This is a genomic window from Arthrobacter saudimassiliensis (assembly GCF_059090665.1).
Genome location: NZ_JBNHFX010000004.1, coordinates 113,233 through 134,463 on the forward strand (window position 1 = coordinate 113,233; position 21,231 = coordinate 134,463).

Here is a 21,231-nt window from a genome sequence, read left to right on the forward strand (position 1 = left end):
CCGGCGGCCGGTGTCAGCCGGCGGCGGGGCGGTACCGGGCGAGCGGGTTGGCCAGCCGGCCGGAGAACTGCAGGCCGCCGGAGGGATCGGAGATGTCCAGCATCTGCTGGTTGTCCCGCAGCTGCAGCCGGTTCAGGCAGGAGCGCGCGAAGTCGGCGGCAAACAGGTCGTGCGCGGCGAACCGTTCCGCCAGCTCCGGATGCTCCCGCTGGTACTCCAGGACGGTGTCGGCCACCGCGCTCCAGAACCCGTCCGCGTCCAGCAGCCCTTCCTCGGCCAGGATCGCGGCGAGGAAGCGCAGGAAGCAGTCGAACACGTCGGTGAAGAGGGAGAGCACCTTCTCCTCCTCCGGAATCTCGATCCGGATCCGGCGCGCCGCCTCGGGCAGCGGCACCGAATCGCCCATCACGATGACCTCCTCGCCGATGTCCTTCATGAACACCCGCTCCGGGACGCCGTTCCGCAGGGCCAGGATCACGTTCTCGCCGTGCGGCATGAAGGCGAGGTCGTAGGCGTAGAAGCAGTGCAGCAGCGGCACGAGGTAAGCCCGCAGGTAGCTGCCCAGCCAGCGCCGGGCGGGCAGCCCGGAGCGGCGGATGAGGGCGGCCGCCAGCGGCTGGCCGTCCCGGTCCACGTGCAGCAGCGACGCCATGGTCGCCAGCTGCTCGCCGTCGCGCAGCCGCGGCAGCGGACTCTCCCGCCACAGTGCGGCGAGCATCTTGCGGTAGGGCGAACCCTTCGGAGCGGCGGCCTGCAGGTGCCGGTTGGTGTAGCCGACGGCGGCCACCTCCCGCAGCACCTCGAAGCCGGTGCCGCGCAGCACGGCGTCCCCGGCGGCGAGGTCGGCCACCCACTGGTTGATGGCCGGCGTCGAGCGCATGTATTCGGAGGACAGCCCGCGCATGAAGCCCATGTTCACCACTGACAGGGCGGTCTTCACGTAGCAGGCGGCGGGACGGTCCCGGTTGAAGAAGGTGCGGATGGACTGCTGCGCCTGGTAGCTGTCCGGGCCGGTGCCCAGCGGCACGAGGTGGCCCTCGGCGATGTCGGCCGCGAACGTGACGGTGAGCTTGTGCTCCCACTGCCACGGGTGCACCGGAATCAGCAGGTACGCCTGCGGGTCCAGGCCGCGGGCCGCCAGCCTGCCCTCGAAGTGCGCCAGCAGCTCCGGACCGAGCTCCGCGGCCAGGTGGCGGCGGTAGGTCAGCGTGTCCACCGCGGTGAACTCGGTGCGGTCCGCCCGCCCGGCGATCCAGGCCAGGTGCACCGGGGCACCGGCCTCGGGTGCGTAGGCGAGGAAGTCGCCGCGGCCGAAGCCGTGCCGGCCGTTGTTCGCGACGAAGCAGGGGTGGCCTTCGCTCATGGCCTGCTCCACGGCCTGGAAATCGGCGGCCGGGTCCGTGCCGCCGGTGATCCCGGCGGCCAGCTCGACGCTGCCGGGCCGGTCCGGGGACTGCTTGAAGGCGTGCGAGGCAAGGGTGGCGCTGAGCTCCTCCAGGTACACCGGCAGCATCTTGTCCCGGATGCCCAGCGTGCCGGCGAACTCCGTGACGAAGTCCAGCGCGTCCGGCGGCAGGTCCTGCCCGCCGCGGATCCGTCGGATGCTGCCGGCGTCGACGCTCCAGTGCTCCAGGTCCAGGATCCGGGCCCGGAAGCGGTACTCGACCGCGCCGTCGTCGGACACCAGCCGGTAGCCGCACAGGGTGCCGGCGCCGTCGGATACCGGTCCGGTACCCGCGTCGTCGGGGACCGGGGCGAGGATCCGCTCATGCGAAAACTCGGCGATCGCCTTGCGCACCAGGTGCCGGTTCGCGGCCGCCCAGCGCGCGGCGTCGAGATGGTCGGGGGAGGCCAGCGGGCCGGGCACGACGGCGGTCCGGGCGGCGGCCGACGGCGCGGCGTCGGGCACGGCGGCGGGAGCGGCCGGGCTCAGGCCCGGTGCGCTGGTGGTGGTCAGGCTCATGTGGTAACTCCTTGGAGCGCGGCGGTGAACTGCGCGCGGGTGCAGAAACTCAGGCGGGCGGTCTTCTCCGGCAGGCGGATGTCGCCGGCCGGGCGGAAACCGTACCGCTCGTTGAGGGTGTGGATTTTGGTGTTGCGGATGTCCGGCTCCACCACGATGCGTTCCACCGCGGGGTCCGCGAAGAGGAACCGCATCACCGCGGCGAACACCGCGGAGGTGTAGCCGGGGCGCGGAGTGTCCGGCGGCCCGACCAGCAGGTGCATGCCGCGGTCTCCGGGGGCGACGTCGTAGTGGGCAGCGAGCGGCGAGGCGGCGGGCGCGTAGCTTTCCATCAAAAAGGCCGGTTCCCCGTCCTCCAGGCCCAGGAACGCCTCATGGTCCGGGTTGGCGGCGATGCCCGCATACTCGGCTTCGACGTCGGCCGGGGAGGCCTCCTGCATCATCCAGTAACGGGCATAGGGCAGGGTGACCCAGGAATGCAGCAGCGCGGCGTCGGCGGACGGATCCACGGGCCGGAATTCGAACCTCATGCGCCTGCTCCGATCCGTGCCGCCGGAACGCCCGCCGGCTCGCCGGCCCCGGTCCTCCCGCGCCCTTCGGTGCCGCGGGCCGGGGTGCCGAATTCCTGGAACGTGGTGGTTTCCTCCACCGGGTAGTACTCGAAGCCGAGGACCTCGCGCAGGATGGACGAGTTCCGGTACGCGGCCATGCCCAGGTCGGGGGTGACGAAGCCGTGGGTGTGCAGCTCGGCGTTCTGCACGAACAGTTCGCCCGGCTCCACGCCGATCCCGTAGCTGCGTGAGACGTCGAACCGCCCGGCGGCGTCGCGGCGGATCCGGTGGCTGATGCCGGCCAGGAACTCCGGTTCCCGGTAGGCGTAGCCGGTGGCCAGCACCACCGCCTCACTGTCCAGGGCGAAGCCGCTGCCCTGCTCGCCGTGCCGCAGCCGGAGCCGGTGGGTGCCGGCGTCGGGGTCCCAGGCCGCGGACTCCAGCTCGACGCCGGTCAGCAGCCGGGTGCGCGGGGCGCCGGTGACGCTGAGTTCGTAGAGGGTGTCGTAGATCTGGTTGATCAGGTCGGAGTCGATGCCCTTGTAGAGGTTTTTCTGCTCGGCGACCAGGGCGTCGCGGGTGGCCGGAGGCAGGGCATGGAAGTAGTCCACGTAGTCCGGGCTGGTCATCTCCAGCGTCAGCTTCGTGTACTCCAGCGGGAAGAACCGGCCCGAGCGGGTCACCCAGTTCAGCTCCGCGTCCGGAGCACGGTTCTGCAGCAGGTCCAGGTACACCTCGGCGGCGCTCTGCCCGCTGCCGACGACGGTCACCGACCCGGCGGTGAGCAGTTCCGGGCGGCGGGCCAGATAGTCGGCGTTGTGCAGGGCGGTGCCGCCGGCCTCCGGCAGGTGCCGGGCGCCGGCAGGCAGCCAGGGGGCGGTGCCGGTGCCGAGCACCAGTCGCCGGGTCCGGTACGTTTCGGTGCCCTGCGGACCTTCGGCGGTGACCGTGTAGAGGCCTCCGCCGTGCGTCACGGCGGTGACGCGGGTGCCGAACCGGACGCCGGGCAGCTGCTCCGCGACCCAGCGGCAGTAGGCGTTGAACTCGGCGCGCAGCGGATAGAAGTTCTCGCGGATGTAGAACCGGTAGATCCGCCCGGTCTCCTTGAGGAAGTTCAGGAAGGAATAGCGGGAGGTGGGGTCGGCGAGGGTGACCAGGTCGGCGAGGAACGGCACCTGCAGGTGGGCCGAGGGGAGCATCATGCCCGGATGCCAGTCGAAGCCGGGCCGCTCGTCCAGGAACACGGCGTCCAGGGCGGCGATCGGTTCGCTCAGCGCGGCCAGGCCCAGGTTGAAGGGTCCGACGCCGATGCCGAGCAGGTCGTGGACCCGCTCCGGTTCCGCGCCGCGGTGCCGTGCGGAGGCGGTGTCCGGTGTGGAGGCTGCGGGGGGAAGCGAGGAGTTCATGCGGCCGCTCCGTTCGGGAGGGTGCCGAGGGCACGGATGCGGTCCAGGATGGCCCGGACGTCGGCCGCCGTGGCTTCGGCGTTGAGCAGGGTGAGCTTGAGCCAGTGCCGGCCGTCCACCCGGGTGCCGGCCACCACGGCCGAGCCCTCGGCGGCCAGCGCGCGACGGATCCGCAGCGCGGCGGCGTCGGCGGCGTCCTCGCTGCCGCCGGGCGGCCGGAAGCGGAACACCACGGTGCTCAGCTGCACGGGGGCGGCCAGCTCGAAGTCCGGATCGGCCTCGATCAGCGCGCCTGCGGTCTCGGCGAGGTCGACGGCGGCGTCCAGCAGCTCCCCGACCCCGTCCGGGCCCAGCGTGCGCAGGGTGAGCCAGAGTTTCAGCGCGTCGAAGCGGCGGGTGGTCTGGATGCTCTTGTCGACCTGGTTGGGAATCTCCTCGGCGGCGGCGCTCTCGGGGTTGAGGTAGTCGGCGTAGTAGGTGACGTGCCCCAGGGACGCGGCGCTGCGCACCAGCAGGGCACTCGAGGAGACGGGCTGGAAGAAGGTCTTGTGGTAATCGACGGTCACCGAGTCCGCCGCTTCGATGCCGGCCAGCCGGCTGCGGTGGCGGCGGCTGGTCATCAGCCCGCCGCCGTAGGCCGCGTCCACGTGCAGCCAGGCTCCGTGGCGCGCGGCGGCGTCGGCGCAGGCGGCCAGCGGATCGATGCTGCCGAAATCGGTGGTGCCGGCCGTGGCGACCACGGCCATCGGCGTCTCGCCGCGCGCCGCGCTCGCGGCCAGGGCCTGCTCCAGTGCGGCCGGGTCCATCCGGCGGTGCCGGTCGGTGGGAACGGTGATGACGGCGTCGTACCCCAGGCCGAGCAGGGCGGCGGACTTCTGGACGCTGAAGTGGCTGGCTTCGGAGGCGAAGATCCGCAGCTGGCCCAGCAGCGCCGGCAGCCGGGCCCGGTCCCGGCCCGGCTCGCGGCGCAGGCCGGCGACGGCGTGGTTGCGGGCAATGAGCAGGCCCTGCAGGTTGGAGGTGCTGCCGCCGCTGGTGAAGACGCCGTCGGCATCGGGACCCAGGCCCAGCCGGTCCGCGGTCCACCGGATCAGTCGCCGCTCCATCAGGGTGGCGCCCGCGGACTGGTCCCAGGTGTCCAGCGAGGAGTTCACGGCGGAGAGCACGGCCTCGCCGACCAGCGCCGGAATCACCACCGGGCAGTTCAGGTGCGCGGCGTAGCGGGGATGGTGGAACCAGACGGCGTCGCGCAGGTACAGCTCATCCATTTCCTCCAGCACCGCTTCGGTGTCCGGCAGCGGCGTGTCCAGGTCCACGGCCTCCACCGCCGGGGCCAGCTCGGCAGGACGGACGCCGGTGAAGGGCCGTTCCACGGCGGCGACCCGGGCAGCGGTGTGCGTGACGGCGGCGGTGACCTCGCTGCGGTAGCGCTCCGCCGTGCGGGCGGTGAGCAGCTGATCGACGACGCCGGGCGTGCGGTCTGCGGCGGCGGGCGCGGCGGCAGCCGCATCGCGGGAAAGGACCGGATGCGCCGTGGGCGTCGGGCGTCGGTCCGCCTCGAGGGCCGGTTCGGGTTTCTGCAACAGCGTCACGAGGGACCCCTGTTCTGTGTGTTGCGTTCTCATAACGAAGGCAACCCTTACTTAGGTAATCCTTTACGGCAAACTTTTGTGACGTAATCCCGCTGACGTGGGGAAATATTCAGCGGATTCGACTGGCAGGTCTTCCGCTGGGCAGCCGCCCGGGCATAATGACGCGCGAGCGGGGCAGGCATTCCGGGGCCCGTTCCGCCCGCTGCAGCGGCTTCCGCCCGGCTGATCCAACTGGTGCCGGGCGCCAAGGATCAGTAGGCTTACTATTAGGTCGCCGGTTCACCGGCGGCAGTCTTCGACGGAAAGGCAGAGCATGAGCGAGCAGAGCATTCCCGATCCCGAGCTGGGCGACAACCCGGTCCTGGCCAACGATGTCGCCGATGTTGCGACTCCGGACGAGCTGACCGTGGTTTCCGAAGAGGACCTGCTGGAGGAAAGCGAACTGACCGACGCCGAGGACCTCAGCTACCCCGGAGCGGCCGAGGACAACCCGGAGAACTGGCAGGACGACCCGCTGATCAAGGAGGAGCCGCTGCTGAACGAGCCCGGCGTCGAATCCGACCAGACCCTCCGCGACGACACCGCCGAGGAGCGCTTCTACGAGGGAGACAGCCAGATCCCGCCCGGCACGCCCACCATCGGCGAAGCCGCGGATGACGTCGACTTCGACGATCCCACGGTGGCTGACGAGGACGACGCCAGCGATGATCCCCTCAACCGCGGCGGCGACTCCCTGGCGGAGTTCGACGCCGAGGACACCGAACGCGGCATCTGAGCCCACCCTGCTGCCGGAGGCAGCCGTGAAAGCAGTGTCCTGCTCCGCCTACGGCGGCCCCGAGCAGCTGACCCGCGGTGACCGGCCCGAGCCCAGGCTCGGGCCGGACTCCGTTCTGGTGCGGTGCAGGCCAGTTCGGTCCATCCCGTGGACTGGAAGCTGCTCGCGGGTGACCTCGACGAGGCCATGCACGTGGACTTCCCCGCCATCATCGGCTGGGCCCCGGCCGGCGTCGTCGTCGGTGCGGCTGAGCATGGAGGGCCATACCGCCGGCAAGATCGCCGTCACCGTTCCCTGAGCGCCCGTGTCCTAGGGTTATCGGGTGCCTTCCTTCCGTGCCCAGCTTGAAATCCTTGCCCTGCATCCGGGACAGCGGCCCGAAGCGGTGATGGACACCGCCGTCGCGGTCCTTGGCAGCCTGCACCTGGTCGAGGCAAACCAGCTGGACATCGCCGCCGGCATCCCGCGGATCACCCTGCGCTTCCTCGTGGATCCGGCCGACTGGGAGGCGGAGAGCCGGCAGGCCACCCGCGCGGCGCTGTCGATGCGGCACGCGGTGGCGGAGGTGGCCGACGTCGGCCGGCTGCGGATCCTGCGCCGCCGGCGCGGGCGGTGGGAGCCGGTCTAGGCGTTCCGGGCGTCCCGCCGGCGCGGCAGATCAGACCTGGCGGCCGGACTGTCCGGCGGAAACGCCGAGAGGTTCAGCCCGCTGCGGTACTCCACCTCGCGCCGGGTCAGCGGATCGGTGAAGCGGATGGAGCGGGCCAGCAGCTGCAGCGGATTAGCGTAGTCGTCGGGAGCCTCATCCAGCAGGTCAGGGTAGAACCGGTCATTCAGGATCCCGATGCCAAGCGAAGCCATGTGCACGCGCAGCTGGTGCGTCTTGCCGGTGTGCGGCAGGAGCCGGTACCGGCCCAGGCCGGCCCGCTGCTCCAGCAGCTCGATCCGGGTCTCGGCGTTCGGCTCGCCGTCGACCTCCCGGGCCAGCAGATAGGTGCGGGACTTCTCCATCCGGGAGCGCAGTGTCAGCGGCAGCTCCAGGTCGCCGCGGACCGGGGCGATGGCTTCGTACTCCTTCTCCACGCGGCGCTTTTCGAACAGCACCTGGTACTTCCCGCGGGTGGCCGGATTCACGGCGAAGAGCAGGACGCCGGCGGTCATCCGGTCCAGCCGGTGGATCGGCACCAGGTCCGGCAGCTCCAGCTGCACCCGGAGCCGGACCAGCGCCGATTCCGCCACGTACATGCCGCCGGGGGTGGTCGGCAGGAAGTGCGGCTTGTCCACCACCAGCAGGTCCTCGTCGCGGTGCAGGACGCTCAGCTCCACCGGCAGCCGGGTTTCGGCGGGCAGTTCCCGGTAGTACCAGATGAAGGTGTGCTCGCGCAGGGGAGTGGTGCGGTCCAGCGGAACGCCGCCCAGCCCGACGACCTCGCCGCGGTCGAAGCGGTCGACGATGCCGTCCGGGTCCACATGCCCGAAGCGGTCCAGGACGTACTCCATGGCGGTGGCCCAGGGGCCGTCGGCCGGCAGGCGCAGGCGGGTGGCGTTGACCCCGTTGCGGACGGGCAGCGGGGATTGCATCACGGTTCAAGGATAGCCGCGGCCGGAGCCCGCCCCCGTGCTGATTCGATACGCGCCTGAAGCCGGGGCAGGCCGGCTAGGCGTCGGGCGTGAGGTAGCCGCGGGAGAAGGCCTCGGCGACCGCGGCCGCGCGGTCATTCACCCCGAGCTTGGCGTAGGCATGCAGCAGATGCGTCTTGACCGTCGCTTCGCTGACGAACAGCCGGCGTGCGGCTTCCCTGTTGGTGGAACCACGGGCAATAAGTCCGAGGACCTCGAGCTCCCGCTGCGACAACCTGCCCGACGCGGGGCGGCGCATCTGTCCCAGGAGCCGGGCGGCGACCGACGGAGCCAACGCCGCGTGACCCTGCGCGGCCGCCTCCGCCGCGCGGAACAGCTCATCCCGGGGCGAGTCCTTGAGCAGATATCCGGTGGCGCCGGCGTCCATCGCCGCGCTGACGTCGCCGTCGGTGTCGTAAGTGGTGAGGACCAGAACGCGGGACGCTACGCCGCGCGCGGCGAGGGAACGGATCGCGCTCACCCCGTCTCCGCCCGGCATCCGCAGGTCCATGAGGATCACGTCGGGCCGCAGCTCCACCGCCTTGCTGACGGCCTCCGTTCCGTTGCCGGCCTCCCCGATCACGTCGAAGCGCGGATCCGCGCTGAACATGCCCCGGAGCCCGTCACGGACCACCGGGTGGTCGTCCACGATCAGCAGGGAGATCATCGTGTCCTTTCCGCCGGAAGGGCAGGGACCGTCGCGGACAGCGCCGTTCCGGCGCCGGGCTCGGACTCGACCACCAAGTGGCCGGCCAGCCGCTGGACCCGCTGGCGCATGCCGGTGAGCCCGAACCCGCCGTCCCTGGTTGCAGAGGGCGCCGGTTTCGGCACGAAGCCCGCGCCGTCGTCGCGCACGTCAAGGCTCACGAGGGTGTCCATGTAGGACAGGGTCAGGCCAACGCGGCGGGCACCGGCATGCTTGGCCACGTTGGTAAGCGCCTCCTGCGCTGCCCGCAGCAGGGTCGCCTCCACGTCGCTGCGCAGCGGGCGGGCCTCGCCGGTGACGGTGAACTCCGCCTCCACGGCGTGCGCCTGGGCCCACCGCCGCGTGAGGTGTCCGATGGCTTCGGGCAGCTGCGAGTGGGCCAGCGGCTCCGGTTCCACCGCGTGGATGGTGCGCCGCGCGTCGGTAAGGCTCTCGCGGGCCAGCGCCACCGCGTTCTCCAGGTGCCGGCGGGCGGCGGGGGAGCTGTCCAGCGTCTGTTCCGCGGCCTGCAGCTGGGTCAGGATGCCGGCGAGACTCTGCGCGAGGGTGTCATGGAGGTCCCCGGCAATCCGCTGCCGCTCGTCAAGGACACCGGCTTCCCGTGCCTGCTCCAGCAGCCGGGCCTGCAGGCCAGCGTTCTCCTCCAAGGCAGCCTCAAGCCTGGCGTTGGCGTCATGGAGGAGGGCGAGGACCCGCTTCTGCTTCCGCCCGTTCACGTCGGAGGAATCGGCGAAATAGAATGACGCGCCGGCCAGCACGCCGGTCACCACGCTGACCGCCGCCCAGATGCCCCACCGCCCCTCGGTCACCGTGTCCCACCCGCCCACATAGGACACCGCCATGATGATCGACGTGGCGGCGACGCCGACGTACCGCCACGCCCCGGACAGGAAGAGGAACGCGTGGATGTAGCCCGTGAACGCGAAGATTCCGTACCACGAGGCCAGCATCACCAGGCCCGCAGCCGCAGTCATCAGGCCCGCGTACGCAACGCCGACAGGGGCCCGGCTGGGCTTTCGGCCCCGGGGCGGGAAGAACACGGCCAGCCACGCCGCGGTCGCCAGGGTGAGGCCCAGCGTCGCCGGTAGGTTGACGCGCTCCTCTTCCCACCCGAACTGCAGCAGGGCCAGGACGGTGCTGATCGCCAGCAGGGCGTAGGGCAGCACGGCGTAGAACACGCCCTCGCGGCGCTCGGCGAGCGCGATCTGCTCGCGCAGCTCCGTTTCGATGCTCATGTCCTACTCCCAGCGGAAGTATCGGGCGGCCAGTCCTCCCGCGACGATCGACCAGCCCAGCAGAACGGCGAGGTGGAGCAGCGAAGGCCAGTTTCCGGCCGCGGCGTCCTGCAATGATTGCACGCCGGCCCCGATCGGGGTGGCGTCGGAGATCGTACGCAGCGTCTGGCTCATGGACTCGCGTGGAATCCACAGCCCGGCGAAGAAGGCCAGCGGGAAGAACAGCACCAGGCCGATGGCGCTTGCGCTCGAGCCGCTGGGCGCCAGGGCGGCGATGAGCAGCCCCACCGCGAGAAGCGCGACGGCGGTCAGGACGAACGCGAGGGCATAGGCGGCGGCGTTGCCGGGCAGGTCGACGGCGAAGGCCAGCCGGGCGACGGCCAGGACGATTCCCACCGTTGCGAGGGACAACACCGCGAACAGGACGAGCAGTGCACCCAGCAGGGTTGCCGGGCTGACCGGGGTGGTGCGCATCCGCCGCAGGATTCCGGCCGCGCGGTACCCGGCGAACTGCTGCGGCAGGCTGTAGACGGCCAGGATGCTGATGCCCACCGCCACGAGGATCGGCGCGTAGAGGTCGATGACCCGTTGCCCGCCCAGCTCGGCGTCGGGCTCGCGGAAGGGCGGGATGGCGCCGAACACCACCAGCAGCAGCGGCGGGACGGCCAGCGCGAACGTCCAGGTCATGGGGTCGCGGAAAAAGAGCTTGGTTTCCGCGGCGGTCAGGTGCAGGAGAGCCGACATGGTCAGTTCCTCTCGTCGAGGGTGCGGCCGGTGAGGTGGACGAAGGCGTCTTCGAGGGTGGTCTGCTCCAGTCGCAGATCCGTTGCGGCCACGCCGTGGCCGTCGAGTTCCCTGGTCACGGCGAGGAGGAGCTCCCCGGTACCGGCAACCACCAGGAGACCGCCGGACGCCTCGACGACGGACGAGACCTCGGGAAGGGCTCTCAGCAGGGTGGGGTCGACGGGGGCCGAGGGACGGAACCGCAGCCGCTGCCGGTCCTCGGTCCGCCGGACGAGCCCCGCCGGGGTGTCCAGGGCGACGAGGCGTCCGGCGTCGATCACCGCCAGCCGGTCGCAGAGCCGCTCGACCTCCTCCATGAAGTGGGAGACGAGCACGACCGTGACGCCGCGGGCCCGGACGTGCTCGATGAGGTCCCAAACGTCCCGCCGCGCCTGCGGGTCAAGCCCGGTGGTCAGCTCGTCGAGGAGAACCACCCTCGGATTGCCGACCAACGCAAGCGCGATGGAAAGGCGCTGCTTCTGCCCGCCCGACAGGCGTCGGTACTGCACCCGGAGCCGGTCGGCGAGCCCCAGGGGCCCGAGCAGCTCACCCCGGTCCAGGGGGCTGTCGTAGAAGGAGCTGTAAAGGTCCAGTGCCTCGCCGACGGTGAGCCTGCCCGGCAGCTCGCTGTGCTGCAGCTGGACGCCGAGCACTTCCGGCAGCGTCCGACGGTCCCGCCGGGGATCCAGCCCGGCAACCCGGACGGAGCCGCCGTCGGGGATGCGCAGGCCGGCCACACACTCCACCAGCGTGCTCTTCCCCGCCCCGTTGGGCCCGAGGATGCCGAAGATCTCGCCCTCCTCGACATCGAAGCCGACGCCGTCCACCACCGTCCGGGCGCCGTAGCGCTTGACCAGGTCCCGCACCTCAATGATTGTCATGACTTCAGTCTGTCGATGCGGCGCGGGCCCCGAATCGCCCGCGCGGCCGTCATCACCGGCCCATCCGGTGGACGCGGAATCCACCAATCGGCTGATGGCGGAACGGGCGTAGCCGCCTGCTCCCGCGCGGTGCAGATCGGCTGCCGGGGATGGGACGGCGCCCCGGAGTCCGCTCCTGCGGCCGGCCGGAAACGGGCCGCAGGACGGCGGTACTCTGGAACCGGTGTTCGACGCACGGCCCCGGCGCAGCCGCCCCGGCCCCGGCACCTGAACCAGACGTGAACGGAACCGCCTTGCCTTCTCCTGCCCCGAACCCGGCCCCTGCCCTGCAGCCCGCCCCGGCCCGCCAGACCGTCCTCGACACCCTGCGCTCACCGCGGCTGCTGAAGACGGAGGTCCTGGCCGGGCTCGTGGTCGCGCTGGCCCTGATCCCGGAGGCCATCGCCTTCTCCGTGATCGCCGGCGTCGACCCGCGGATGGGCCTGTTCGCCTCCTTCACGATGGCGGTGACCATCGCCGTCGTGGGCGGCCGGCCCGCGATGATCTCCGCCGCCACCGGCGCCGTCGCCCTGGTCATCGCCCCGGTGGTCGCCCGCAACGGCGTCGAGTACCTGATTCCCACCGTCATCCTGGCCGGGATCATCCAGATCCTGCTGGCCGCCGTCGGCGTCGCGAAGCTGATGCGGTTCATCCCCCGCTCGGTGATGGTCGGCTTCGTCAACGCCCTGGCCATCCTCGTGTTCTCCTCGCAGCTGCCCGAACTGATCGGCGTGCCCTGGCTGGTCTACCCGGTGGTCGCCGCCGGACTGCTGATCGTGTTCCTGCTGCCGCGGCTGACGACGGCGGTGCCCGCCCCGCTGGTCGCGATCGTGGTGCTGACCGTCGCCGCCGTCCTGGCCGGCTGGAACCTGCCGACCGTTGGGGACAAGGGCGAGCTGCCGGACTCGCTGCCCGCCCTGATGTTCCCGGACGTGCCGCTGACCCTCGAGACGCTGCAGATCATCGCCCCCTACGCGCTGGCCATGGCCTTCGTGGGCCTGCTCGAATCACTGCTGACCGCCAAGCTGGTGGACGACATCACCGACACCCGCTCCTCGAAGCCGCGGGAGGCCGCCGGTCAGGGCATCGCGAACATCGTCACCGGCTTCTTCGGCGGCATGGGCGGCTGCGCCGTCGTCGGGCAGACCATGATGAACGTCAAGGCCTCCGGAGCCCGCACCCGCATCTCCACCTTCCTGGCCGGGGTGTTCCTGCTCATCCTCGTGGTGGTGCTCGGCGACGTCGTCGCCCTGATTCCGATGGCCGCGCTGGTGGCCGTGATGATCTTCGTCGCGTACGCCGCGTTCGACTGGCACAGCATCCGCCCCGACACCCTGAAGCGGATGCCAAAGTCGGAGACCGCTGTCATGGTGACCACCGTGATCGTCACCGTGGTCAGCCACAACCTGGCGATCGGCGTCGGGGTGGGCGTGCTGGCCGCCATGGTGCTGTTTGCCCGCCGGGTGGCGCATTTCGTCACCGTGCAGCGCGCGGTGGCCGACGACGGTGCGTCGGTCACCTACGCGGTCACCGGCGAGCTGTTCTTCGCTTCCTCGAACGACCTCTACACGCAGTTCGAGTACGCGGCGGATCCGGCCGAGGTGCGGATCGACCTGAGCGGCTCGCATGTCTGGGACGCCTCCACCGTGGCGGCGCTGGACTCGATCACGGAGAAGTACCGGACCCGCGGCAAGACCGTGACGATCACCGGCCTGAACGCCGCGAGCGCCGCCCTGCAGGAACGCATGGGAGGACGGCTGCCCTAGCCTGGGGCCCTCGAACAGTGTGACGGACCCCATGTGCCATTTAGGACATAAAAATATGCGCTAATCGGTTCGGTGTGCTCTGATGATTAGGTCATCCTTCCTTAGGGAAGCCTAACCTTCTGTGCCCGATAGGATCGCCGTTGCCTGTCTCCCACCCCCCTCAGCGCATCTCCCGCCGCAGCCTGCTCGGCGGCGCCGGCCTCGGCCTGGCCGCCCTGGCCCTGGGCGCCTGCTCCTCCCGCGAGACCGTCGGCGCCGGAGCCGCCGCTGCCGGTTCCGGCGGCTTTACCGTCACCGATATGCGCGGCGTGCAGGTTCACTTCGACGCCCCGGTGCAGCGGATCGCCACCACGGTCATTCCCTCGCCGTCCATGCTGGCCGCCGTCGACGGCGGCTACGACAAAATCGTCGGCATCAACGAATCCACCCTGCAGGCCAACCAGCAGGGCCTGTTCGGCGAGATGTTCCCCGAGTCGAAGACGACCACCACCATCTCCCCGTCCAGCTTCACCCCCAACATCGAGACCATCACCACGCTGGAGCCGGACGTCGTGTTCCAGTGGGCGGACCAGGGCGACGGGCTGGTCGAGCCGCTGGAGAACGCCGGCTTCAAGACCGTCTGCCTGCTCTACGGCACGCAGGAATACCTCGAGACCTGGGTGTCCCTGTTCTCCACCATCCTCGGCAAGCCCGAGCGCGGCACCGAGATCGTGGACTGGATGCACGCCGACATCGCCCGGCTGCAGGAGGAGCTCGACGGCGTCGCTCCCGTCCGCGTCGTCCACCTGGGCCAGTCCGGGGACGGCTACTCCGCGTCCAACAAGACCTCCTACATGCACTACTGGATGGAGCTGGCCGGCGGGCGGAACATGGCCGCGGACAACCTCTCCGCCGAGAACGTGGTCAGCGCGGAACAGCTCATCGAGTGGGATCCCGAAATCATCACCCTCGGCGGCTTCGATGCCCGCACACCCGCAGAGGTGTACGCCGACGCCTCCCTGGCCTCCGTCTCCGCGGTGAGGAACCGCAGGGTCTACAAGGCGCCGCTGGGCGGCTACCGCTGGGAGGTGCCCTGCGCCGAGTCGCCGCTGATGTGGCAGTGGGCCGCCGAGCTGTACCACCCCGAGCGCACCGGGCACACGCTGCGCGCGGCCATGAAGGAGAAGATCCGCTACCTCTACGGCTACGACGTCTCCGAGAAGCAGATCGACGCCGCGCTGCGCCTGGACATGAACGGCGACGGCGTTGGCTACGACGTCTTCCGCGGCTGAGGTGGGCGTGCTGACAACCGGGCAGGACACTAGTCCGGTGCCCGACACCACGGCCGGCCGGCAGCGCAGCCACCGGCTGCCGATCCTGCTCTGCGTGCTCATCCTGCTCGCGGTGGCGCTGGTGTCCATGGCGGCCGGGCGGTACTGGGTGCCGCCCAACGAGATCCTGCGCATCCTGGCGAACGAGGCCACCGCCCTGTTCGGCGGCGAGGGCCTGATCCGCCGCACCTGGACCGACCAGGAAGCCACCGTGGTGCTGGATGTCCGGCTGCCGCGGGTGCTGCTGGCCTTCCTGGTCGGCGGGGCGCTGTCCCTCGGCGGCGCCTGCCTGCAGGCCCTGTTCCGCAACCCGCTGGTCAGCCCGGACATCATCGGCGTCACCGCCGGCGCCTCGTTCGGCGGGGTGCTGGTGCTGACCCTGGGCCTGTCCGGCGGCTGGATGGTCGGCGGGGCGTTCGGCTTCGGCCTCGCCGCGCTCGCCGTGGTGCTGGCTTTGGGACGCATGGGCGGACGCAGCAACCCGATGCTCATGATCGTCCTCGGCGGCATCGTGGTGGCCGCGTTCTTCAACGCCCTGGTCTCCTTCATGACCTACCTGGCCGACCCCTACTCCGAGCTGCCCTCGATCGTGCACTGGCTGCTCGGCTCCATCGCCGCCGCCGGCTATGACAAGGTCCTCACCGCCCTGGTGCCGGTGGCCCTCGGCGCCGCCGTCGTGCTCGCCCTGCGCTGGCGGCTGAACGTCCTCTCCCTGGGCGACGACGACGCCGCGGCCCTGGGCGTGAACCCGCACCGTTCCCGGGTGGTGCTGCTGTGCGCGGTGGCGCTGATGACCGCCGGCACCGTGGCCGTGGCCGGCGCCGTCGGCTGGGTGGGCCTGGTGGTGCCGCACCTGGCCCGGCTCTGGGTGGGTCCGGACCACCGGGTGCTGCTGCCGGCGTCCGCGCTGCTCGGCGGCGCGTACCTGATGCTGATCGACACGCTCAGCCGCTCCCTGTCCAGCAGCGAACTGCCGCTGGGCATCCTCACCGCCATCATCGGCGCCCCGGTCTTCGTGGCCCTGCTGGCGCGTTCACAGAAGAAAGGCGAGATGTCATGACCGCACTCTCCGCAACGGATCCGGCCGCCGTCGACGGCGCCGAGGCCCCCGCTTCGGGCGCGGACCGGCGCCGCCTCCCCACGCCGGGAACGCCGCCGCACCCGCTCGGCGCGCCCGCCCGGACGGCGGCGTCGTCCGCCGGTGAGCCGCTGATGCGGGTCACCGGCCTGGGGCACCGCTACTCGCGGCTGCGGCCCTGGCTGTTCCGCGACCTCGCATTCGAGCTGCACCGCGGCGAGATCCTCTCCATCCTCGGACCCAACGCCCGCGGCAAGACCACGCTGCTCAAGTGCCTGGCCGGGCTGCTGGCTCCGCGCGAGGGCAGCATCGACTGCGCCCCGGGCATCGGCTACGTGCCACAGGACCACGGCGCCGGCCCGGCCTTCACCGTCGCCGAGATGGTGCTGATGGGCCGCACCCGGCACCTGCGCGCCTATCAGAGCCCGCGCCGCGAGGACCACGACGCCGCCGACGCCGCCATGCAGCGGGTGGGCGTGGCCGACTGGGCGCACCGCGACTACTCCGAGCTTTCCGGCGGGCAGCGCCAGCTGGTGCTGATCGCCCGGGCGGTGGCCTCCGGCTGTGAGCTGCTCATCCTGGACGAGCCGGCCTCGGCCCTGGACCTGCACAACCAGTCCCGGGTGCTCGGCGTCCTCGCCGGCCTGGCCGCGGACGGCATGGGCATCATCATGACCACCCACCATCCCGACCACGCGCTGCACGTGAGCCGCAACGCGCTGCTGTTCGTGGGCAGCGACGACACCCGCTGGGGCCCCACCGAGGACCTGCTCACCGGACCGGCCCTGTCCGAGGTGTACGGGCTGCCGATCTGCACCCCGACGGTCGGCACCGTCTCCGGGGACCGCGTCATCGCGGTGCCGGACTTCGGCCCGTCCTGCCGGGCCTGCCCCGTGCCCGAGGCTGTCGGTGCGCCGGTTGCCCCGGTTCTTGTTGCCGAACCCCTGCACGTCTCTTCCCGAAAGGACCACCCGTGATTATCCGCCTGATCGGCGGCACGCCGATGCGCGGCCGGAACGACCCCACCTGGCGCGGCGCCATCGAAGACGTCGACGCCTACGACCTGGACAACGAGGCCGCCCGCGCCCGCATCCTCTCGGCCTCCGGGATGATCATCGGCGGCGGCGTCGACCACCTGCTGCTGGGCCGGCACCGGGCCGGGCTGACGGACTTCGTGCGCCGCGGCGGCCGGGTCCTGGTCAACGGCCAGGTGGTGCGGCCGTTTATCGACGGGCTGGCCGCCTGGCGAAAGCTGGAGTTCCGCGGCGCGCAGGACGTGCGCCCGCATGCCGTGACCCCGCATCCGGTGTGGGACGGCGTGGACTACAAGGACCTGCACTACCGCACCGGCGTGCCCGGCGTGCACAGCTACGGGCGGCTGGAGGAGATCGGCGTCGCCGGCTTCTACGGCCGCGGCTACCATCTGGACCTTCCCGACGGCGCTTCCGTGATCACCGGCATCGGCCAGTACCGGCTGCCGCTGGACTACGCGTATCCGCTGGGCGCCGGCGAGGTGCTGGTGCACGGCGGCAACGACCTGGAGAGCTTCAGCGACGAGAAGTACACGATCGGGCGGATCGGCCCGAACCTGGTGGCCTGGCTGGCAGGCGGCACCGGCGGCCGGGCTGCGGCAGCGCCGGCGTCGGACACCGATGTCCCGTCCGATGCAGCTCCGGTCGACGCTGCGGGCCGGACGGCCGCCGTCGCGCCCCGGACCAGCGGGGACGCGCCGCGGATCGGGCTGCTGCACTGCGGCACCTTCACCGCGCTGCGTACCCTGGCCGATCCCGCCCTGGCGCCGTACCGGATCGAGTCGGTGTACCTGCCCGAGGCGGACCCGGCCGTGCTGGCCGATCTGGACGCGGTGGTCGTGGGGGACCGGCTGCACCAGGGGCAGCTGGCCCGCTTTGCCCCCGCCCTCCGGGACGTGCTGCAGGACCCGGCCAAGACCGTCGTCGTGCTCGGTGAAAACAAGGTCGAGGACTGGCTGCCCGGCGTGGGCTACACCTTCCGGCCGACCGTGTTCTGGACCTGGCGCACCGGGGAGGACAACGGCACCCGGCTCCGGCTGCCCGAGGACCCGATGTGGCAGTTCCTCACCCCGCGGGCGGTGGCCTGGCACCATCACGGCGTGCTGCACCCGCGCCCGGGCGCCCGGCAGCTGGTGGTCATGGAGGAGGACGGCGCGGAGCTCGGCGCGCTGCTGTACGTGGACGAGGTGAACCAGCCCGCCCGCCTGCTGGTGACCACCATGGACCCGGTCTACCACCACGGGTCGGGCTTCATGCCCGGCGCCTCCCAGCTGCTCTACTCGCTGCTGCGCTGGGTCACGGCCACGCACCGGACGGCTTCGGTCCCGGCTCCGGCGTAACGCCGGCGCCGCTGCCGGTTCGGGACGCCGCTGCTCCCGCGCAGTGGCAGCGGCGTCCCAAGGTGGCAGCGGAAGCGGCCGGGGTCCGACGGCGCGGGGCAGCTAGAGGGTCAGCCCCATGCCGAGGGACTCCGGCGCCGTTTCAGTGAAGCCGTGGCGGGCGTAGAGGCGGCGGCCCGGGGCGTCGGCCATCAGGGTCACCCAGGCTCCGGCGGGTGCCTCGCGGCGGATGGTGTCCAGCAGATGGGTCAGGACCCGGTCACCCAGGCCCCGGCGCTGGTGGCCGGGCAGCACGGCCATGTCCACCACGTGGAAGTACCAGCCGCCGTCGCCGATCACCCGGCCCATCGCCACCGGTTCGCCCGTCGCCTCGTCCACGACGTGGCAGGCGGCCCATCCGCCGGGCAGGCCGGCTTCGGCCTGTTCGCGCGTCTTCGGGGACAGGCCCGACTCGGCGCGCAGCCGCAGGTAGGCATCCACGGGCGGAGGACCGGGAACAAGGCGGTAGGAATTCGGGGCGGAGGTGCTCACGCCTCCGATTCTTTCACCACCGGCGGTTCCTCCCGCAGTCCGCGGCGAGCCGCCCGCCGTACGTAGAGGGCCACGCCCCAGTCCAGGACGTTGACCGCCAGGATCACCGGGGCGCCGTAGATGAGCGCGATAAAGGACACCACGGCGATGGTGCCCAGCAGCCCGAACATGGCGGTCTCGTCGGGGCCCAGCGGGATGTCCGGCATGCCCAGCAGCAGCGCGACGTAGATCAGCACCATGGCCAGGACCAGCAGGCACACGATGGCGTTGAGCACCAGCCGCACCCGGTGAATGCCGCGCACCAGCACATCGGCGCGCAGGCTGGACCCGGCGGGAGCCGGGGCGGGAACGGGGGTCATAGAGACATTGTGCCGTGTTCCCGGCCCCGCCCGGTCACCCGAACAGCAGCTTCGCCGCCAGGGCGAGCATCACGACGCCGATCAACAGGTCCAGCACCTGCCAGGTGCGCGGGCGGCTCAGCGCCCCGGACAGGGCCCGGGCTCCGTAGCCGAGCCCGGAAAACCACAGGATGCTGCCCGCCACCGCCCCGGCGGCGAAGATCCAGCGCGCGTCCGGACCGTACTGATTGGCGATGCTGCCCAGCAGGACCACCGTGTCCAGATACACGTGCGGATTCAGGAAGGTCAGGGCCAGGGTGGTCGCGATGACCGAGCCGCGGGAGCGCGGCTCCTGCGCCGTGAGCGCGGCGGGCTTCAGCGCGGAGATCAGCGACCGGATCCCGAACCAGGCCAGGTAGGCCGCACCGCCCCAGCGCAGGAGGTCGAGAGCCAGCGGGAACGCGGAGACCAGTGCGCCGATGCCGGCGGTGCCGCCCAGGATCAGCACCGCGTCGCTCACCGCGCAGAGCACGACGACGGCGCCGACGTGCTCACGGCGGATACCCTGGCGCAGCACGAAGGCGTTCTGCGCGCCGATGGCCACGATCAGTCCGAGGCCGGTCAGCAGGCCCGTGCTCCAGATGCTCCACATGCCTTCGACGCTAGGGCCGGAACGCGCTGCAGACAAACGAATGAATTTCAGGATGCATTAGATTTCCTTCATGAACTTCGAGCACCTGCGCGCCCTGGCCGCCGTCGTCGACGAGGGCACCTTCGAAGCCGCCGCCGATCTGCTGCATATCAGTCCGTCCGCGGTCAGCCAGCGCATCAAGGCGTTGGAGAAGTCGACGGGGCAGGTGGTGGTGCGACGGACGGTGCCCTGCACACCCACCGGGGCGGGCGGGGCGCTGCTGCGCCTGGCACGGCAGGTGCAGCTGCTGGAAGCCGAAGCCCGGGATGCCCTGGGCGCGGGCTTCGCCCGGACCGCCACCCCGGTCGCGGTCAACGCCGATTCGCTGGCCACCTGGTTCCTCCCCGTGCTGCAGGAAGCCGCCGGCTGGGCCGGCACCACGCTGGACCTGCATGTGGAGGACCAGGATCACAGCGCCCGGCTGCTGCGGCAGGGCGACGTCCTCGGCGCGGTCACTGCGGACCCCAGACCGGTCAACGGCTGCCATGCCGTCCGGCTGGGGGCGATGCGCTATGTCCCCGCCGCCGCACCGGATCTTCGGGACCGGTACGCTGCGGGCGGCGTCGTGGACTGGGACGCCATGCCGATGGTGCAGTTCAACACCAAGGACGACCTGCAGCGGAGGTTCCTTGCCTCACGCGATGCGGGCAGGCGTCCTCCGACGCACATGGTGCCGTCCTCCGAGGCGTTTGTCGCCGCGGTGCGCGCGGGGCTGGGCTGGGGCATGGTGCCGGAACTGCAGGTCGGCTCCGACTTCGACGACGGCCGCCTGGTGCTGCTTGATGATCAGGCCCAATCCGACGTCGTCCTGTACTGGCAGTCCTGGGCCCTGCAATCCGAGCGGCTGGACCGGCTGACGGCGGCGGTGCGGCGGGCGGCCCGGGCGCTGCGGGGCAACGCGCCGGAGGCCTCCTGATGAACGAGGCGGTGCGGAACGCCTACGCCGCACGGGCGGTTGAGTACACCGAGGTCCTTGGGAGCATGGACGCGGTCCATGCCGAGGACCGCCGGCTGGTGGCGGACTGGGCGGCGCAAGTGAACGGGCCGCTCATGGATGCGGGCTGCGGTCCCGGCCACTGGACAAGTTTCCTGGCTGACCTGGGTGCCGATGCCGTCGGGGTGGACCCCGTGCCCGCGTTCCTTGAGCAGGCCCGGATGCGGTTCCCCGGTGTCCGCTTCCACGAAGGCAGCCTCGACGCGCTTCCCGTGGAGGACGCCTCCCTGGGCGGCATCCTCGCCTGGTACTCGCTCATTCACTTCCGCCCCGACACTCTCCACGTACCGCTGAGGGAATGTGCCCGGGTGCTCAAACCCGGCGGGACGCTCCTCACGGGGGTTTTCGACGGCCCGACGGTGGAACCGTTCGACCATGCCGTCTTCACCGCCTTCCGCTGGCCAGTCCAGGAGCTGGCGGCGGAGCTGAGCCGCGCCGGGTTCGAGGTGGTGGAGACTCGCCGGCGCACCGACGTCGGGCAGCGCCCCCACGCCGCGATTCTCGCCCGGCGGAAACGCTCGGGGGATTCGGCCATCCACCAGCCGCCTAACCTCGGTTCCGGCAGCCCTGACACAACCGCGGGCATGGCGGACAGGTAGGG

At 71.2% G+C, this 21,231-nt stretch carries 21 protein-coding genes; 9 read left to right on the forward strand and 12 right to left on the reverse strand.

All coding sequences use genetic code 11. The annotated features are described in order from the left end of the window. Positions 1–13: 13 nt before the first annotated feature. The 4 genes from AC5RV6_RS15280 to AC5RV6_RS15295 are packed head-to-tail and all read right to left on the reverse strand — an operon-like array spanning position 14 to position 5,512. Positions 14–1,963 carry an IucA/IucC family protein gene (locus tag AC5RV6_RS15280; RefSeq protein WP_494008211.1) on the reverse strand — a complete coding sequence of 650 codons (1,950 nt, stop codon included), beginning with the start codon at positions 1,961–1,963 and terminating at the stop codon, positions 14–16. After that, positions 1,960–2,493, reverse strand: a complete 534-nt coding sequence (locus tag AC5RV6_RS15285) for a GNAT family N-acetyltransferase (protein WP_494008212.1) — start codon at positions 2,491–2,493, stop codon at positions 1,960–1,962. Before AC5RV6_RS15285 ends, AC5RV6_RS15280 begins: the two co-directional genes overlap by 4 nt. Beyond that, a complete protein-coding gene (locus AC5RV6_RS15290; RefSeq protein ID WP_494008213.1) occupies positions 2,490–3,920 on the reverse strand; it encodes a lysine N(6)-hydroxylase/L-ornithine N(5)-oxygenase family protein in 1,431 nt (476 codons plus the stop codon). Before AC5RV6_RS15290 ends, AC5RV6_RS15285 begins: the two co-directional genes overlap by 4 nt. After that, positions 3,917–5,512, reverse strand: coding sequence for a pyridoxal phosphate-dependent decarboxylase family protein (locus AC5RV6_RS15295; RefSeq protein WP_494008214.1), 1,596 nt, complete (start codon positions 5,510–5,512; stop codon positions 3,917–3,919). Before AC5RV6_RS15295 ends, AC5RV6_RS15290 begins: the two co-directional genes overlap by 4 nt. 313 nt (positions 5,513–5,825) lie before the next feature. Between AC5RV6_RS15295 and AC5RV6_RS15300 the strand changes: the two genes are divergently transcribed. Together AC5RV6_RS15300 and AC5RV6_RS15305 are read left to right on the forward strand one after the other, a co-directional pair. Next, positions 5,826–6,287, forward strand: a complete 462-nt coding sequence (locus AC5RV6_RS15300; protein ID WP_494008215.1) for a hypothetical protein — start codon at positions 5,826–5,828, stop codon at positions 6,285–6,287. A 322-nt stretch (positions 6,288–6,609) separates the two neighbouring features. Continuing rightward, a complete protein-coding gene (locus AC5RV6_RS15305) occupies positions 6,610–6,915 on the forward strand; it encodes a hypothetical protein (protein WP_494008216.1) in 306 nt (101 codons plus the stop codon). On the opposite strand, the gene AC5RV6_RS15310 is transcribed toward AC5RV6_RS15305, so the two are convergent. The 5 genes from AC5RV6_RS15310 to AC5RV6_RS15330 all read right to left on the reverse strand — a co-directional run bounded on the left by AC5RV6_RS15310 (position 6,912) and on the right by AC5RV6_RS15330 (position 11,512). After that, positions 6,912–7,868, reverse strand: a complete 957-nt coding sequence (locus tag AC5RV6_RS15310) for an RluA family pseudouridine synthase (RefSeq protein WP_494008360.1) — start codon at positions 7,866–7,868, stop codon at positions 6,912–6,914. The two genes, AC5RV6_RS15305 and AC5RV6_RS15310, sit on opposite strands and share 4 nt — an antisense overlap. Before the next feature lie 76 nt (positions 7,869–7,944). Beyond that, complete coding sequence (locus tag AC5RV6_RS15315; protein ID WP_494008217.1) at positions 7,945–8,574, reverse strand: response regulator; 630 nt, start codon at positions 8,572–8,574, stop codon at positions 7,945–7,947. Then, on the reverse strand, positions 8,571–9,848 hold the full coding sequence (locus AC5RV6_RS15320; RefSeq protein WP_494008218.1) for a sensor histidine kinase: 1,278 nt from the start codon (positions 9,846–9,848) through the stop codon (positions 8,571–8,573). Before AC5RV6_RS15320 ends, AC5RV6_RS15315 begins: the two co-directional genes overlap by 4 nt. Positions 9,849–9,851: 3 nt before the next feature. Then, positions 9,852–10,592, reverse strand: a complete 741-nt coding sequence (locus AC5RV6_RS15325; protein ID WP_494008219.1) for an ABC transporter permease — start codon at positions 10,590–10,592, stop codon at positions 9,852–9,854. 2 nt (positions 10,593–10,594) lie between these two features. After that, complete coding sequence (locus tag AC5RV6_RS15330) at positions 10,595–11,512, reverse strand: ABC transporter ATP-binding protein (RefSeq protein ID WP_494008220.1); 918 nt, start codon at positions 11,510–11,512, stop codon at positions 10,595–10,597. A gap of 293 nt (positions 11,513–11,805) precedes the next feature. On the opposite strand from AC5RV6_RS15330, the gene AC5RV6_RS15335 reads away from it, so the two are divergent. From AC5RV6_RS15335 to AC5RV6_RS15355, 5 genes are all read left to right on the forward strand, one after another. After that, positions 11,806–13,317, forward strand: coding sequence for a SulP family inorganic anion transporter (locus tag AC5RV6_RS15335; RefSeq protein ID WP_494008221.1), 1,512 nt, complete (start codon positions 11,806–11,808; stop codon positions 13,315–13,317). Positions 13,318–13,457: 140 nt separating this feature from the next. Further along, positions 13,458–14,588: an ABC transporter substrate-binding protein gene (locus tag AC5RV6_RS15340; protein ID WP_494008222.1), complete on the forward strand. Its 1,131-nt coding sequence runs from the start codon at positions 13,458–13,460 to the stop codon at positions 14,586–14,588. 37 nt (positions 14,589–14,625) lie between these two features. Then, positions 14,626–15,687 carry a FecCD family ABC transporter permease gene (locus tag AC5RV6_RS15345; RefSeq protein WP_494008223.1) on the forward strand — a complete coding sequence of 354 codons (1,062 nt, stop codon included), beginning with the start codon at positions 14,626–14,628 and terminating at the stop codon, positions 15,685–15,687. Then, positions 15,684–16,682 (forward strand): ABC transporter ATP-binding protein, encoded by a 999-nt coding sequence (locus AC5RV6_RS15350; protein ID WP_494008224.1) that lies wholly within the window; start codon positions 15,684–15,686, stop codon positions 16,680–16,682. Before AC5RV6_RS15345 ends, AC5RV6_RS15350 begins: the two co-directional genes overlap by 4 nt. Next, positions 16,679–18,076, forward strand: a complete 1,398-nt coding sequence (locus AC5RV6_RS15355; RefSeq protein WP_494008225.1) for a hypothetical protein — start codon at positions 16,679–16,681, stop codon at positions 18,074–18,076. Before AC5RV6_RS15350 ends, AC5RV6_RS15355 begins: the two co-directional genes overlap by 4 nt. Positions 18,077–18,178: 102 nt before the next feature. On the opposite strand, the gene AC5RV6_RS15360 is transcribed toward AC5RV6_RS15355, so the two are convergent. From AC5RV6_RS15360 to AC5RV6_RS15370, 3 genes are read right to left on the reverse strand one after another with little or no spacing between them, the layout of a single operon-like run. Beyond that, entirely contained in the window at positions 18,179–18,607 is a 429-nt protein-coding gene (locus tag AC5RV6_RS15360; RefSeq protein ID WP_494008226.1) for a GNAT family N-acetyltransferase, read from the reverse strand. After that, complete coding sequence (locus AC5RV6_RS15365; protein WP_494008227.1) at positions 18,604–18,966, reverse strand: hypothetical protein; 363 nt, start codon at positions 18,964–18,966, stop codon at positions 18,604–18,606. Before AC5RV6_RS15365 ends, AC5RV6_RS15360 begins: the two co-directional genes overlap by 4 nt. A gap of 34 nt (positions 18,967–19,000) precedes the next feature. Further along, a complete protein-coding gene (locus AC5RV6_RS15370; protein WP_494008228.1) occupies positions 19,001–19,597 on the reverse strand; it encodes a LysE/ArgO family amino acid transporter in 597 nt (198 codons plus the stop codon). Positions 19,598–19,667: 70 nt separating this feature from the next. Here AC5RV6_RS15370 and AC5RV6_RS15375 point away from each other — a divergent pair, with 70 nt between their 5' ends. Both AC5RV6_RS15375 and AC5RV6_RS15380 read left to right on the forward strand, forming a co-directional pair. Further along, positions 19,668–20,552 (forward strand): LysR family transcriptional regulator ArgP, encoded by an 885-nt coding sequence (locus AC5RV6_RS15375; RefSeq protein WP_494008229.1) that lies wholly within the window; start codon positions 19,668–19,670, stop codon positions 20,550–20,552. After that, positions 20,552–21,229: a class I SAM-dependent methyltransferase gene (locus AC5RV6_RS15380; RefSeq protein WP_494008230.1), complete on the forward strand. Its 678-nt coding sequence runs from the start codon at positions 20,552–20,554 to the stop codon at positions 21,227–21,229. Before AC5RV6_RS15375 ends, AC5RV6_RS15380 begins: the two co-directional genes overlap by 1 nt. Positions 21,230–21,231 lie beyond the last annotated feature (2 nt).